Annotated in this window: 11 protein-coding genes and 1 riboswitch; of the genes, 8 read left to right on the forward strand and 3 right to left on the reverse strand. The window is 47.2% G+C overall.

Features of this window, described 5'->3' with window-relative positions:
• Positions 1–424: 424 nt before the first annotated feature.
• The gene (locus FM037_RS05595) at positions 425–1615 is read left to right on the forward strand and encodes an EAL domain-containing response regulator (RefSeq protein WP_144045188.1); all 1191 of its coding nucleotides are present in this window, start codon (positions 425–427) and stop codon (positions 1613–1615) included.
• Between the two features lie 126 nt (positions 1616–1741).
• On the opposite strand, the gene FM037_RS05600 is transcribed toward FM037_RS05595, so the two are convergent.
• A complete protein-coding gene (locus tag FM037_RS05600) occupies positions 1742–2914 on the reverse strand; it encodes a benzoate/H(+) symporter BenE family transporter (protein ID WP_144045189.1) in 1173 nt (390 codons plus the stop codon).
• 98 nt (positions 2915–3012) lie between these two features.
• Between FM037_RS05600 and FM037_RS05605 the strand changes: the two genes are divergently transcribed.
• The gene (locus tag FM037_RS05605) at positions 3013–3555 is read left to right on the forward strand and encodes a helix-turn-helix domain-containing protein (protein WP_144045190.1); all 543 of its coding nucleotides are present in this window, start codon (positions 3013–3015) and stop codon (positions 3553–3555) included.
• A gap of 68 nt (positions 3556–3623) precedes the next feature.
• On the opposite strand, the gene FM037_RS05610 is transcribed toward FM037_RS05605, so the two are convergent.
• Positions 3624–5411, reverse strand: coding sequence for an aminopeptidase P family protein (locus FM037_RS05610; RefSeq protein WP_144045191.1), 1788 nt, complete (start codon positions 5409–5411; stop codon positions 3624–3626).
• 549 nt (positions 5412–5960) lie between these two features.
• Here FM037_RS05610 and FM037_RS05620 point away from each other — a divergent pair.
• The 5 genes from FM037_RS05620 to FM037_RS05645 all read left to right on the forward strand — a co-directional run bounded on the left by FM037_RS05620 (position 5961) and on the right by FM037_RS05645 (position 14667).
• Positions 5961–7157 carry an MFS transporter gene (locus tag FM037_RS05620; RefSeq protein ID WP_144045193.1) on the forward strand — a complete coding sequence of 399 codons (1197 nt, stop codon included), beginning with the start codon at positions 5961–5963 and terminating at the stop codon, positions 7155–7157.
• 81 nt (positions 7158–7238) lie between these two features.
• A complete protein-coding gene (locus FM037_RS05625; protein ID WP_144045194.1) occupies positions 7239–8015 on the forward strand; it encodes an ROK family protein in 777 nt (258 codons plus the stop codon).
• Positions 8016–8340: 325 nt separating this feature from the next.
• Complete coding sequence (locus FM037_RS05635; protein WP_144045195.1) at positions 8341–9558, forward strand: M24 family metallopeptidase; 1218 nt, start codon at positions 8341–8343, stop codon at positions 9556–9558.
• Positions 9559–9952: 394 nt separating this feature from the next.
• Positions 9953–10072: riboswitch (cyclic di-GMP riboswitch) on the forward strand.
• Positions 10073–10220: 148 nt separating this feature from the next.
• On the forward strand, positions 10221–12812 hold the full coding sequence (locus tag FM037_RS05640; protein WP_144045196.1) for a glycosyl hydrolase family 18 protein: 2592 nt from the start codon (positions 10221–10223) through the stop codon (positions 12810–12812).
• Positions 12813–12966: 154 nt separating this feature from the next.
• Positions 12967–14667 (forward strand): glycoside hydrolase family 19 protein, encoded by a 1701-nt coding sequence (locus tag FM037_RS05645; protein WP_144045197.1) that lies wholly within the window; start codon positions 12967–12969, stop codon positions 14665–14667.
• 91 nt (positions 14668–14758) lie between these two features.
• On the opposite strand, the gene FM037_RS05650 is transcribed toward FM037_RS05645, so the two are convergent.
• Positions 14759–15229, reverse strand: coding sequence for an FKBP-type peptidyl-prolyl cis-trans isomerase (locus tag FM037_RS05650; RefSeq protein WP_144045198.1), 471 nt, complete (start codon positions 15227–15229; stop codon positions 14759–14761).
• A gap of 427 nt (positions 15230–15656) precedes the next feature.
• On the opposite strand from FM037_RS05650, the gene FM037_RS29175 reads away from it, so the two are divergent.
• Positions 15657–15821, forward strand: a complete 165-nt coding sequence (locus FM037_RS29175) for a hypothetical protein (RefSeq protein ID WP_229381097.1) — start codon at positions 15657–15659, stop codon at positions 15819–15821.
• Positions 15822–15827 lie beyond the last annotated feature (6 nt).

The following is a 15827-nucleotide window of genomic DNA, read 5'->3' on the forward strand; positions in this document are numbered from 1 at the left end:
CATACGCAGGTAATCTTCTCTACTCATCAGGCGGTGAGCGCCTAAACCACGAATAATTCGCGGCGGCGGAGTATAGCAATTTTTAGCCGGTTTTAACAGCATATCATTTTCTGCTCTATATCAGGCCCATGCTAGCTTTCTTTGAATTATTTTTGAGCCGATATATAGAGAGAAAAGGCGAAGGATTTGACAGTTTGAGGCTTTGGACTAGGCTTTATTGGATTCATATTAATCCTATTATCTGGTCAGTAGGCTTGATATAACGCATGGAGGCTATATGGCACTTTTTCATTGTGTATTGAAAGGGATAATTCGTCATACTTTAGGTGATCTATTTTCACCTTGTTTCGCTTGTTTCATTTTTGGCTACCAGTCTCTTTTCGCAGTATTCATCTGCCCATCGCTATCTCACTAGAGAACTAATATGTCTATCAATGTACTCGTTATCGATGATTCCTTAACTTGCTGCCGTGTTCTCAGCGAATACCTAATGCAACTTGATGTTAATCGTGTGGAATATTGCACCGATGCTGACTCGGCGATTAAAATTTTGACCAAGTATATCAAGGACTATCAAGTTGTTGTCGTCGATCTGCACATGCCAAATATGGATAGTATCGAACTCTTGATGAAGCTAAGTGACCTAGGTTATAAGGGAGGCGTCATTATAGCTTCTGCGATGGAAAATCGCATCATAGAAGCGGCAGATAAAATTGTAATTAATTCAAGTCTTCGTCTCTTAGGCGCATTAACTAAACCAGTTTCAACTAAGCAACTTAAGCTGTGTATCGAGCGGCTATTTATGATGGAATCAGACCTGGCGCCTAAGCCTGTTTCTATCTCTCTTGATGAGTTACATCGGGCCTTGAATGAAAATAAGGTGGTCCCCTATTTCCAGGCTCAGATGGATGCCAAAACGGGAGACATTGTCGGGTTTGAAGTCCTATGCCGTATTCAGTTGGGCAATAAGCTGCAACTGCTTTCTCCTGCAAACTTTCTTGAACTAGCCGAATCTCAAAATCTTCTCAACGAATTGACTGAAAAGTTACTGGAGAAGGCCTTGTCACAATGGAAGCTGATAAGCCAAGATGACTCCTGTGCTAATTGCAGCCTCTCCATCAATCTGAGCCCCAGCCAACTGAATCAAGCTAGCTGGCCCAATCGATTGCTAAAGTATTGCCATGACAATCAAATGGAGGCAGCGCAACTCACCATAGAGATCACCGAGAACCAGGCATTGAGTGAGCAGAGTCAATATTCAAGTATCAGTCGACTACGCTTACATGACTTCGGGGTCGCCATCGATGACTTCGGCACCGGATACACTAATCTCACTCAGTTGTGTTGCTTACCCATCAGCGAGTTGAAGTTAGACATGAGTCTGGTTAGGGGGATTCACCATGACCCTCTAGCGCAAACGATTCTAAAATCCTTACAAGAGATCAGTAATAAACTAGGGGTGAAGCTGGTAGCCGAGGGAGTCGAAGATCTGAGGGATCTTAACTATCTGGAGAAAATTGATAACTTACGCTTGCAAGGTTTTTTAATTTGCCGACCTAAACCATTCGACGACTTGATGTGTTGGCTTAAAGCACATAAGAAAGTGGGGGATTAAAGCCCAGGGCTAGAGATAAGCCTATTGTTACAAGTGAAGTGCTGGTTAGTGCTGGGGCTAAGCCAAGCCGGCCGGTTTCTGTAGAGCTCTGTGGGACCCGAGTTTCAAATTACACTATCTAATGCACTAAGCTGAGTGTCTGTTTAGTAGATTCTGGATCATCAAGGTCACCAAGCCTGCTAGTGCTCCCCAAAGAGCCGAGCCTATGTGCCATAACACGAGATCCGATGCGGTGACTAGCAAGGTTAACAATGCGGCTTCACTATAACGTGGTGAGCTTAGGGCTTGTTGTAAGCTAGTGCCTATGGTCGATAATAAGGCGATTCCCGCGAGAGCCAATATGAGTGCAGATGGCAAACTTTCGAATAGGGTCATCAAACTGACAGCGCTTATTCCCATTAAAATGTAGAACACTCCTGCGGCGACTGAGCTCCAATAACGCTTGTCTGGCCTGGGATCTGCGTTCTCAGTCATACAGATTGCCGCCGTAATAGCAGCCAAATTTATACCGAAGCCGCCAAAGGGGGCGATCATCATGTTAACGATTCCGCTCACCGTTATGGTGCGTGACACCGGTGGGTGGTAATTATGAGCCTTGAGTACCGCTATGCCGGGCATATTCTGGGATGCCATGGTGACAATAAACAGGGGTAAACCTATGCTGATAAAGGCCGACAGATTGAACTCGGGCTGAATGTAATCTAGCTCACTCATCTGCCATTGCAGTTGGGGTAGCTCAATTAACTGCATGGTCCAAGCTACGCCGAAACCTGCGATGAGTACTGCTAACATGGTGTAGCGAGGGAGCGTGTGCTTGCAAATCAGATACGTGATAAGCATAGCCAAGACTAAGGGGGCTTGCTGATTCATCAGGTTGAAGGTGTTTATGCCGAAATTAATCAAGATACCCGCCAGCATGGCGCTGGCTATCTGTTGTGGGATTTTATTCATCACCTTCTCAAACCAGCCTGTCATACCCGTTAGAGTGATCAAGGCCGCCGAGAAGAGAAAAGCCCCCACTGCTTGATTAATAGTGAAGCCCTGAGTGCCAGAGATGAGCAGTGCGGCCCCAGGTGTAGACCAGGCGATAAGGATTGGTACCCGATAGTACAGAGAGAGGCCGATGGAGGTAGCCCCCATGCCAAGGCCCAGCGCGAAGATCCAGCTCGATACCATCTGCAGATCCCCGCCCAGATTGATAGCCGCTTGATAGATAAGGGCCACAGTGCTGGTGAACCCGACCAATACGGCGATAAAGCCTGTGTTGATGCGGTTTAGAATTAAGCTTATCTGGGTCATATCTTAGTGCTCTCTGTGCTTTATATGCTAATCTCATCTCGTGCGTTATAACGCACAATTCGAAACTAACACTGTACGTTATAACGCACAAGGGTGATATGAAGAAAAACATTAATGGCTCGTTAGGCAAGCGATTAAAACTGGCGCGAGGTAACAAAGGCTGGAGCCTGGACAGAGCCGGCATCGAGACGGGGGTTTCCAAGGCTATGTTAGGCCAGATTGAGCGGGGAGAATCCAGCCCTACCATAATCAGGTTATGGAGTATTGCCAATGGCTTCGAGTTACCACTCTCCTATTTTTTGACTGATTTAGAGGTGGCGAAGACGCCGGGTCTTATGAGCCATGCCGAGTCCGATATTGAGGTTGTGACTCTGTTTCCTTTCGATGAAGAGACTGGCCTGGAAACTTTTCAGATCACCTTAGCACCGGGGAGAGAATACCTGTCGGCACCACACAATGAGGGAGTGATAGAACACATCATAGTGGTGAGTGGCACTATGGAGTATTTCTTGAATAAGCAGTGGCACATTTTGGGTCAGGGCCAAGTGGTTAAATTTGGTGCCGATAGTCAGCATGGCTACCGGAATCTGTCAGATAAGCCTGCCATGATCCATAATATCATCTGTTATAAAAAGAGATGAAGACTCGCGAATAGGGGATAACAGAAGCAAGCAGGTCAATCGGTATCACCTGCTTGCTTAGATAGGTATTAGATTGCTTGGGTTACACGCGCTAACCAGGCTAACTCTTCGCTCTGCATCAGAGGTGAGAGTGTATCGAATACCTGTTGATGATAATCATTGAACCAGTTTAGTTCGATGTCGGTTAACAGGCTCTTATCTATGAGACGTGAGTCCATGGGGATCAGTGTCAATACGTCGAATTCAAACATCTCTCTTTCGGCGTTTGCCAAGGCCTCACATGGACGGACGGTAATAAGGTTCTCGAGGCGAATGCCAAACTCGTCGGCGCGATAATAGCCCGGCTCATTAGAGACCACCATGCCAGGTAGCAAGGCGACATCATTACTGTTTTTACCTATGCGCTGGGGACCTTCGTGGACATTGAGGAAGTGACCTACGCCATGGCCTGTACCGTGATCATAATCGAATCCATGTTGCCACAAGTATTGGCGCGCGAAGCCGTCTAATTGCTGGCCTGTGGTGCCGCGAGGAAACTTAGCCTGATCGAGTGCGATATGGCCCTTAAGCACTAAGGTGACCATCTTCTTGTGTTCGCTAGTGACTTGTCCAATGGCTATGGTTCGAGTGACATCTGTGGTGCCATCCAGGTACTGAGCGCCTGAATCAACCAGATAGATGCTGTTTTTGGTCATGGTTGCCGGTATGCCATTGTTGTGATTGTAATGACACATGGCAGCGTTTGCACCCACGGCAGAGATGGTATCGAAGCTAGGCTCTTTATAAAGTTCATCTTCTAAGCGAAAGCTCTCCAGCTTGTCGGCCAGTACGCCTTCATCATGAAAGTGCCCGGCCTCTACTTGCTTATCTAACCAGGCTAAGAAGCGACTGACTGCCACGCCGTCACGAATATGACAGGCACGCATGCCTGCCAGCTCAGTAGTATTTTTCTGTGCCTTGGCCAGAGATACAGGATCGAAGCCTGGGATGAGTATCGCACCGGCCTGTTCTGCGATTAGCTGAGACCAGGCATTACTCGAATTAGGATCGGCGAGTAGCTTAACGCCTGCAAGTTCCTTAAGCGCATCCTTAAGCTCACTTTCGGCTCTGAAACTGACGCCTGAGCCAACATGCTCAGATGTCCCTGCCGGGAGTTTTTCAACATCGGTGAACAGGGTCATGTCGCCATTAGCCGTCAATAGGGCGGCGCCCAAAATAACTGGCAGACGAGGCACGTCATTACCGCGGATATTGAGTAACCAGCAGAATGAATCCAGTGAAGTGATAAGGGCCATGTCTGCGCCGGACTTAGCCACCACAGCACCTATCTGTTGACGTTTTTGTTGACTGCTTTTACCCGCCCGCTTCTCATCGAAGAGGATAGCCGGAGCGCTCGAGGCTAAGGGGCGGTCTTGCCAATGAAGATCGATAGGATTTTCGTCGACGGCAACTAAGGTCATTTGTGCCTTGTTTAGCTGGCTATCTGCTGACCTTTTCCAGCTTAATGGATGCAGACGAGGATCGTAGCCGATGCGGGCATCGGCACCTAATGTTGCTGCTAACCACTGGATTTGAGGCGTATCGGTCAGGCTCATGTATTGAAATAGCTCACCATCAACCTGCAGTTTTACCTGAACTGTGTATCGACCATCGACAAAGATAGCCGCGCTTTCTTTGAGGATGATGATCATGCCGGCAGAGCCTGTGAAGTGACTGATCCACTGCATACGCTCGTTACGCTCGGGAACATATTCGCCCAAGTATTCATCGGCGCGGGGGATAATAAAGGCATCCAGGTTGGCTTTGGCCATTTCACTGCGAACCGCATCGAGTCGTGCGGTAATAGATTGAGACATAAATACTCCGGTGTTTACTCACTCATGCTTAGGCATCATTAGATACTGTGAGTCAGCATTACTCTTATTAAAATGAAAACTTGCGATGTAATACCATTCCATATAAGTATCTGGTCAGTTCAGAGACTCTCAGTTTTTTCAATTCAAGGCGCATTGATGAGGAAATGGTTATTCCCTTTTAAGTTAATGCAACACAGAAGTGGAAACACTGAGAGCCTCACGCAGTGCGGGTTTCAAAGCCCTTTATGCTACGTTGAATGTTCTCGATATAGAATAACTATTAGCTTCAAACATCCGCCTTGCCTACAGTGCTTTGAACTCCCGCTGAATGATCAGATATTTACTCGGAATGGTATAAGTCCGATTATCTCAGTTGCAGTGGTCCGTGGGAAGTGTGGGTGTATGGATTACCTGCTTCAAAGAGGAAAGAGATGTAAACTTTGAAACATAATACTTGTTACATCTGTTGAAAAATCAATTAGATTAGAGCTTATAAATTTAGGTTTATCACAAGCCTTTAATGGAATTAACTCGATAGAGGAAACGAAAATGCCCTTTAATGTATGGGTGCTGACCTTGGCGCAGGCTTTTGCCATGAGCGCCGCACCTATGATGATGTTACTGGGCGGCATCATAGGCGTCGAGCTTGCTCCTAGCCCCATATTAGCGACTCTGCCTATAGCATCTATGGTGGTCGGTGTCGCCATCTCTATCTTGCCCGTGACTCAATTGATGCGCAGATTCGGTCGGAAAAAAGTGTTTGTTGGTGGGTCAGGTCTGGCCGGAATAGCTGGATTGGTTGCGGCCTATGCGGCTCAAGAGCACAGTTTTGAGCTCTTTTGTTTAAGCGGTATTCTACTCGGTTCAGCAGGCGCGATTATCCAACAGTACCGCTTCGCGGCGATGGAGTCTGTGGCACCTGAATTGGGCGCTAAGGCCACATCGAGAGTCTTATTAGGCGGCTTGGTCGCAGCATTTCTGGGCCCTGAGCTTGCGGTGTTGGGTGGGGATTTAATAGAGACTCCTTATGTCGGGGCTTTCCTTTTTCTGACCATGGTGAGTCTGCTCGCAGGATTGACACTCTGTTTTTATCGAGAGGATAGCTCTGCATCATATCAAGTGAGTCCTGAGGACCTGGGAGACATTAGACCGTTAAAGACTATATTGAATCAGGAGCAGATTTGGGTCGCCATTGCTGGGGCCATGATAGGTTTTGCCATGATGAGCTTTGTGATGACGGCAACGCCTCTGCATATGCATCATATAGAGCATCACTCCTTAGCCGACACTAAATGGGTGATTCAGAGCCATATCATCGCCATGTATCTACCGTCTCTGTTTACCGGTTATCTGGTGGCTAAGTTGGGGGTGTCTAAGATGATGCTCACAGGCTTGCTGGCTTATTTTGTGACCATAGTGACGGCCTTGATGGGCAATGATGTGCTCAACTATTGGGCCGCGCTGGTATTGCTAGGTTTAGGCTGGAACCTGCTATTCGTGGGCGGAACGGTATTGCTGCCCCGTTGTTATCGCCCCAATGAGCGTTTTAAGGTTCAGGCGTTTAATGACACCTTAGTATTTGGCTCCCAGGCTATAGCTTCTCTCAGTGCCGGTTGGGTCATACATCAACTTGGCTGGCAAGCGTTACTCATTATCTGTATTCCGTTTATCGGGATTCAGTTGATCTTGATATCTTGGTGGAAATTCAACCAAAGCAAACTCTTAGGCACTAAGGTGAGTGAATAACCTAGTCTCATATCGGGTTAAAATGTGTTAATGTTTTGCTCATAAAAAATTCAAGTTATACGAGTTTCAGTGGAGTAAAAGATGCAAACGATTACGGTCGATATAGGTGGCACTAAGGCATTATTTGAGATGCATCTGGGAGACAGAACCGAGCAGTATAAGATCCCGACTGGCGAAGGCTTTGGTATCGAGAGCTTGAATAAGCAATTGTATGAGTTGGAGTCCGATTATGGACTGGTGGATTATCGACTTGCCATCGCAGTGCCCGGCTTAGTAAAAAACAATCAGCTGATATCGAGTAAGTCACTGCCTCGCTTGAATGGCTTATCACGAGAAGATTTACATACCCAGGCTAAGACTATCTTGTTGAGCAACGATATAGATGCAGGTATGCAGGCTGTTTTAAATCCTAAGCATGATTGTGAGTTATTGATCATGTGTGGCACTGGGATCGGGATGGCGATATCTATCAATGGGAAAATCTTCTCCGGTGCGAGTGGCTTTGCCGGTGAGCTGGGCCATTGTCGGGTGATGACCGAATCCGGAGAGTTTAGCGTAGAGCAACTCGCCAGCGGTGACTCGATTCGCGTTCGGGGACTCAAGAAGGCGCAAGAGCTTAATCGCGCCGGCAGATACCTGGGCATGGGGATCGCCTGGGCGATAAACCTGTTTAATCCTAATCGCATCTGGCTCGCTGGTGGCATGATGAACAGTTCAGATTACTATCTTGGATGTGTCAGTTCACTCAAAGATATGGCGTTAACGGCTCCGCTCTCAGAGGTAAAAATAGCCCGTGTCGATGATATGGAAACCTTAGTCTGCCGCGGATTAAAGGTGTTACTCGATCAGAAGGCATAGTTTTTTCATTAAAAGTGTTTCTTCGCTCGTTGAAACTTAGTTAACGGCTCCATTCATTTTGCAGAGGTGAAAATAGCCCGTGTCGATGATATGGAAACCTTAGTCTGCCGCGGATTAAAGGTGTTACTCGACCAGAAGGCATAGTTTTTTTCTTATTCTGAAAATATTTCTACTGACCCTTTGTATATTTTATGCTAGAAAGTACCTCTACTTTCTGTATCGGCTTATTGCCTCGCTTAGAGGCAAGTATTGAGCCGAATAAGACATAATATCTGGCAAGGCATCAGGCTTTGAATTTTAGAAAAATATATAAAAGGGTAACCCTATGACCTTAGGTGTGGGCGGTTCGACCGCAATGCAAGAGTTGGCAAAACTGAGTGATATGACCAAGGGCACTAAGCCTGTCTCTAAGAGTGAATATACTGCGCGTATCGAGAAGGCCCAGGAGCTGATGAAAGCTCAGGGAATCGAAGCTATCTACATCAACGCGGGGACTAACCTGTATTACTATACGGGTACTCGTTGGTATGCCAGTGAGCGTATGGTTGGCGCCATCATTCCTGCCGCCGGCGAGTTGGAATATATCGCTCCGGCATTCGAAGTCGATACACTTTTAGGCTATATGGTTATCGAAGGTAAGGTGAATACCTGGCATGAAGATGAGAGCCCGTACGCCCTGTTCGGTGAAGTGCTCAAGCAGATGGACATCAATAGCGGCAAAGTTGGTATCGATGAGTCTGCAGCCTTCTTCATCTTCGATGGTGTCCGCCTGGCTCATGGTCAGTTCGATTATGTTAATGCTAAGCCTGTGACTGCGAGTTGTCGCATGATCAAATCTGATACCGAGCTTAGCTTGTTGCAACGTGCTAAGGACATGACTCTTGAGGTACATAAAGCGGTGGCTCGTATCTTGAGAGAAGGCATCACAGTCGGTGAAATTGAAGCCTTTATCAATGATGCTCACAAGGCCGTGGGTGCTCCTGCTGGTTCTTACTTCTGTATCGTGTTATTTGGTGAAGACAGTGCCTATCCTCATGGGGTCAAGTCGCCTAAAGCGCTTGAGCAAAACGACACGGTTCTTATCGACACAGGTTGTCAGCTGCAAGGTTATAACTCAGACATCACCCGTACCTTTGTGTTCGGTAAACCGAGTGATCGCCAACGTGAGATTTGGCAGCATGAGCAAGATGCTCAGGTTGCGGCATTTGAGGCGGCTAAGATTGGTGTCCCCTGTGCCAGTGTCGATAGGGCGGCCCGTGATGTGCTTGAAGCCGCTGGCTTTGGTCCAGGCTATGCCGTGCCTGGCTTGCCTCATAGAACCGGTCACGGTATCGGCTTAGACATTCATGAGTGGCCTTATCTGGTGCTTAATGACCAGACGCCTCTGGCTGCGGGTATGTGTTTTAGTAATGAGCCCATGTTATGTGTCCCCGGCGAGTTTGGTGTGCGTCATGAAGATCACTTCTATATGACAAAGGAAGGCGCTGTGTGGTTCACCAAGCCAATGCATTCCATCGATGATCCTTTTGGATATGAAGCTTGATTTTAAGCTGCAACTTTAAACTTGTACTTTAAGTTTCGAATTGCTAAAAGAGAAAAGTAGAGAGCAGGTATGAGTAGTCCTGCTCTTTTTCATTTTTAATCTCCTTGCATTAGACTTGTTAACTCAAATCTTGCTTTTATTAGCTCTGCTTTCTAGTCCTTTTTTACAAGGTATTTTGCAGATTTAATCAGTACTTCCTCAAACCCCGTTTAGTGTAATCTTCCTCTCTAAGTGTATTTATCTTCAGAATACTTTGCTAAACATTGCTTTTATGATTATTTAAACCATTAATAATCATTGGCTTGTGATAATGTAAAACTAGGTGTTGCATTTATGTTCAATTTAAGATTATGCTAAACAAGTGATGACAGCGTTGTCATTTAATGTGCGAATTTTGAATGAAAGGCAAACCAATCGAAAGGTTGGGACGCAAAGCCTCCGGTCTAAGGGGATAGTGTTGAGAAGGTCGTTCTCTCAGTACTATCGCGGTACCTATGATCGCGGGGATGTTTCAGGAATTTCTTCGTGTGATGTGATGGTACAAAGAACCGCAAAGGTCGCTACCATTATATCCATGGTATTAAGAATAGGTTGTTATCCTGTTCAGCTTTGTTTGCCTTATTGATTATTTTATAAAAAATAAAAAACAATAAGGACACCCTATGTTTAACACTAAACTCTCATCCGCTGCGCTCGTCGTGGCTAGCGTACTCGCCTCATCGGCTTATGCAGCTGTTCCTGGTAAGCCAACGATAGGTTGGGGCGAAACCAATTTTTCAATTATTGAAGTTAACCAATCTGCCACCGCTTACAATCAACTCGTTACCGTTAAAGATGCCGCAGAAGTCTCTGTTAGCTGGAACTTGTGGTCAGGTGAGTTGGGTGAGACGGCTAAGGTGTTATTTGACGGGGTAGAGGTCTGGTCGGGCACTTCTACGGCGTCAGGATCTGCGACATTCAGTATCAATCAAGGTGGTCGCTACCAGATGCAGGTTCAGCTTTGTAACGCTGAAGCTTGTACTCTCAGTGATGCTAAAGAGATCATAATCGCCGATACTGATGGTAGCCACCTGTTGCCGTTAGAGACTCAGCTTGGGGAAAATAATAAGCCCTACGTCAACAAGTCTGGCAAGGTGGTGGGCAGTTATTTTGTCGAGTGGGGCGTTTACGGTCGTAAGTTTCCCGTCGATAAGATGCCGGCACAAAATCTCACTCATATTCTTTATGGCTTTACCCCCATCTGTGGTGGTGACGGTATCAATGACAGCTTGAAAGAGATCGAGGGCAGTTTCCAGGCTCTGCAACGCGCCTGTAGTGGCCGTGAAGATTTCAAGGTGGCGATACACGATCCTTGGGCGGCTGTGCAGATGCCGCAAGCCGGAGTCAGTGAGTTCTCTGACCCATACAAGGGTAATTTCGGTCAATTGATGGCGCTGAAACAAGCTCAGCCAGATCTTAAAATACTGCCTTCTGTCGGTGGCTGGACCCTGTCAGATCCTTTCTACTTTCTGGGCGACAAGGTCAAGCGTGACCGTTTCGTCGCGTCGGTGAAAGAGTTTTTACAGACCTGGAAGTTTTTCGACGGTGTGGATATCGATTGGGAATTTCCTGGTGGTAATGGCGCAAATCCAAATCTTGGCGATCCCGCTACCGATGGTCAAACCTATGTGCTCTTGATGAAAGAGCTTAGGGCCATGCTCGATGAACTGAGTGCTCAAACCGGCAGAAGCTATGAACTCACGTCTGCTATCAGTGCTGGCGCCGAGAAGATTGCCCTGGTGGATTATCAAGAAGCTCAGCAGTATATGGATAACATCTTCCTGATGAGCTATGACTTTTACGGCGCATGGTCAAACACAGATCTTAACCATCAAGCCGCGCTTTATGCCGCGAGCTGGAAGCCAGATACTAAGAACACTACTCAAATTGGCGTGAATGCGCTACTCGCTCAAGGGGTCACTCCCGAGAAGATTGTCGTTGGTGCCGCCATGTATGGTCGAGGCTGGACTGGTGTAACTGGATACCAAGGTGGTAATCCATTTACTGGAACGGCAACTGGCAAGGTTAAGGGAACCTGGGAAGATGGCGTGGTCGATTATCGTCAAATTGTGAATGAATACATGTCTGGCGAATGGCAGTACGAATATGATGAGGTTGCCGAGGCTGCTTATGTATTCAAGCCTTCTACCGGTGACTTGATCACTTTCGATGATGCTCGCTCCGTAACAGCTAAAGGCCAGTATGTTATGGCGAATCAGCTAGGTGGTCTGTTTGCATGGGAAATTGACTCAGATAATGGTGACATTCTCAATGCTATGCATGAAGGACTCGGTCATGGCGAAGGTACGACACCCCCTGTTAACAAGGCGCCTATCGCGAATGCGGGCAGTGCACAAAGCGTCACTGGCCCGAGCGATATCGTGCTCGATGCTGGTTTGTCACGAGACCCAGAAGGACAAGCTATTACCTATGCCTGGACACAAACATCAGGCCCGGCTTTAACCTTAGTCAATGCCGATATGGCCCAAGCGAGTTGCAGCTTGAACGCAACCGATGCCGACCTTATCTATGCTTTCTCACTCACGGTCACAGACCCTGAAGGTTTATCGGCAACGGCGACGACTTCAGTCACTAATATGGCCCCTCAAGCTAACCGAGCACCAGAGGTATCACTGGATGGGGCAGTATCAGTCGACTCAAATAAGCAGGTGAGTGTTGCAGCAAGTGCCAGCGATGCCGACGGCGACAGCTTAACCTACAGCTGGACTGTCCCTGCGGGCTTAGCTGCGACCGGGCAATCAAGCGATACCTTAGTTGTGACTGCGCTGGCAGTGACTGAAGACACAGTTTATACCTTGAGCGTCTTGGTATCCGATGGTGCACTGGACGCCTCGGCTCAGACTGTATTGACGGTGAAGGCGCCTACAACTGGCGGCTGTGATTCAAGCGATCCCGATGCAGGTAATCATCCTGCATGGAAAACTGGCACTATCTATAATGGCGGCGAGACCGTAAGCCATAACTGCTTAGTTTGGAAAGCTAAGTACTGGACTCAAGGTAATGAGCCAACGGTGACGGCAGATCAATGGGCGCTGCAGAGTAATGTTGAGATGGGATGGAATGCAGGAGTGGCCTATAACGGTAGCGAGCAGACCACACACAATGGACATACCTGGCAGGCAAAATGGTGGACTAAAGGTGAAGAACCTGGCGTTGCCGATGTCTGGAATGATCTTGGTGTTACAGCCAACTAATCAGCAGTATTCGTCACCATGAGGGGGAGAGATCCCCCTACTTTTCCTATTCAATCTACCTAAGCATCAAATAATAGTATTAAAAGAGCCTTATTCAGCCTAGTGCTGGTTAGCTTGCTCTTGTGTCTATATTTAGGTGCTAAGAGAGCTTCTAATGAAACATCATCAATTAGCCATCTCTATGCTGACTTCAGTTATGGCATTTCCCCTACTAGCCGTCGAACCGGTACATTTTACTCAAACCGAGATTGATGCCACGGAGGCACAATTAACCGATTTCCCTCTGATGCGAGCGGTAAAATCATCCATTGCGACACGAGATAACTCTGCTGTTGAAGCTGTCTCTGTCGCTAACCCGAATAATCCGGATAATGTGAGACGTCTCGAGTCTGTATTGAGTGGAGCGCAATTTGAGTTTTTGTTTCCCGTTCGGGCCCCTGAATACACTTATCTTGGCTTGTTGCAATCCGCGGCTAAGTTTCCAGCCTTATGTGGTGAATACTCTGATGGCCGAGACAGTCTTGCCATCTGTCGAAAATCCTTGGCGACCATGTTTGCTCATTTCGCCCAGGAGACAGGCGCCCATGATAAGTGGATGACTGAGCCTCAATGGCGACAAGGTCTGTATTGGGTGCGCGAGGTCGGTTGGGATGAGACTAAGCGCGGCGGCTATAACATGGAATGTAACCCTGATACATGGCAAGGACAGGAGTGGCCCTGTGGCACATTTGCTGATGGCAGCTATAAGAGTTATTTTGGCCGCGGTGCTAAGCAGCTTTCCTATAACTATAACTATGGGCCGTTTTCGGATGCCATGTTTGGTGACGTTCGTACCTTGCTCAATAACCCTCAGCAAGTTGCCGATACCTGGTTAAACTTGGCCAGTGCAGTGTTCTTCTTCACTTATCCTCAGCCACCTAAAGCCTCTATGCTGCATGTTATCGATGGTACCTGGCAGCCCAATGCCAGAGATGCACAAAATGGTTTGAAAGCCGGGTTTGGTATCACCACTCATATCATCAATGGCGGCATCGAGTGTGGCAGTGGCAGCGAAAAGCCCCAGTCCCAGAATCGTATCGAATACTATCAGGCGTTGGCGCAGTATATGGGGGTGCCCATAGAGCCTAATGAGGAACTGGGTTGTAAAGATATGAAGCCCTTCGATACTCAAGGTGCCGGTGCCATGCAAATATACTGGGAGCAAGACTGGTCCTATATTCCGGGTAATCCAAATGGGGGTAAGAGTTACGCCTGTAAGCTGGTGGGTTACCAGACTCGCTATAGTGCTTTCAAGGAGGGGGATTATGTGCGTTGTCTGCAGCATTTCTTCCCTGAGGTTATGATTGATGACTCAGGCACTCCGACAGCGCCTACAGATCCGGTCAATCAGCCGCCAGAGGCTCAGATCCAAGGTCCATCAGAGGGGGAGGCCGGCGCTGCTATCTCACTCTCAGCTGCTCAGTCCAATGATCCCGAGGGAGGCGCTTTGAGTTATCTATGGCAATTACCTGTGGGCGGTACTGCGCCTGCACTTAATCTAGTGAACCTTGAGTTGAACCTACCTATACCAAGTAGTAGTGAGAGTGTCTCTGTGATGCTCACGGTTACCGATGAGGCGGGGGCGACTTCGGTTAAGGCTCATAGCGTCTTAGTTAAGGTGGCTGGCGAGATTCCACCCGATGGAGCAAGTCCCTATCAGGCTGGGCATGCTTATGCTGCGGGAGACATTGTCAGTAATGCTAGTGGTCTATATGAGTGTAAGCCTTTCCCTTATACAGCTTGGTGCGCGGGTGCAGCATGGGCATACGAGCCGGGAGTCGGTGCAGCCTGGCAAGATGCCTGGCTAGCCAGATAGCTGATAGCTGACTTTAATTAGATGTTGAATAATGAAATGAAAAACGCGCCTTTGAGGCGCGTTTTTCATTTTGTAGAGGTCGCGTAGGTGATCAATCTATGCTGATAAGCTCCACATCGAAAATGAGTACCGAGCCTCCAGAAATCTTACCCGTTGAGCGATTGCCATAGGCCAAGGTACTTGGAACAAAGAAGCGAACCTTCTCTCCGGTTACCATAAGTTGCACGCCTTCTGTCCACCCTTTGATCACACGATTAAGGGGAAAGGCAATAGGTTCACCGCGTTCCACTGAGCTGTCGAATACTGTTCCATCGAGCAATGTACCGTGATAATGGACGGTAACGGTATCGCTGGCTTTAGGGTGGATTTCGCCATCTCCCTTATTCAATACTTTATATTGAAGACCTGACAAGGTCTCGACCACACCTTCTTTGGCCTCATTTTCTGCTAAGAAAGCCTTGCCTAGTTCGATATTTTCCTTAGACACTTTCTGATTGTTCATTGAGGTAAAGAAATAAAAAATGACGCCGGCAATGACGACAATGGCTAAAAGCATTTTCATGAAATGGATCTCTTGATTGAATTAACCCAATGGTACTGATTGGCGGGTATTGGGTAAAGAAACTTTGAGTTTAGATATACTCAGATTTAGCGCTTATTGTGCAGCTAAATTGAGGTTGTGATACACTTTACTCTAAGCTGTTAATAATTAAGAGAATAAGATAAAAATTCTCGCACCTTGTTTTTCTTGTGTTTCACTTTGATTTCTATATTTGATGGGTGAGTGGTAGTTTGATGTAAATCAGTTGCAACATCTCGGCAGTTGCAATAGTTTTAATTGGATTAGTTGGTGTGGTGTTGGTTATTAAGGGTGTTAACTCGAAAATTGAGACCTGCACTTAACATGACAAGGATGTGAGTGATTGATAACTCCACTTGTGTTTTCTGGACGTACGTTATGTACTAACCAGCTTAGATTGGAATTGATAATGATGACAAGCGTCAAATCTCTGCACTACTTTTTTCTATTTTCCCTACTTTTTCTATTATCGGCCTGTGGCGGTGACAACGACGGTTTCCCTACTGGCGGATGTGGGGGTGAAGGTGATCCTTGTCCGGCTTTTGCGGTTGAATTAACCGTGTCCCCCAGCTGAGTACCT

Origin of the sequence: Shewanella psychropiezotolerans (assembly GCF_007197555.1) — a bacterium.
In the GTDB taxonomy this organism is placed as follows: Bacteria; Pseudomonadota; Gammaproteobacteria; order Enterobacterales; family Shewanellaceae; genus Shewanella; species Shewanella psychropiezotolerans.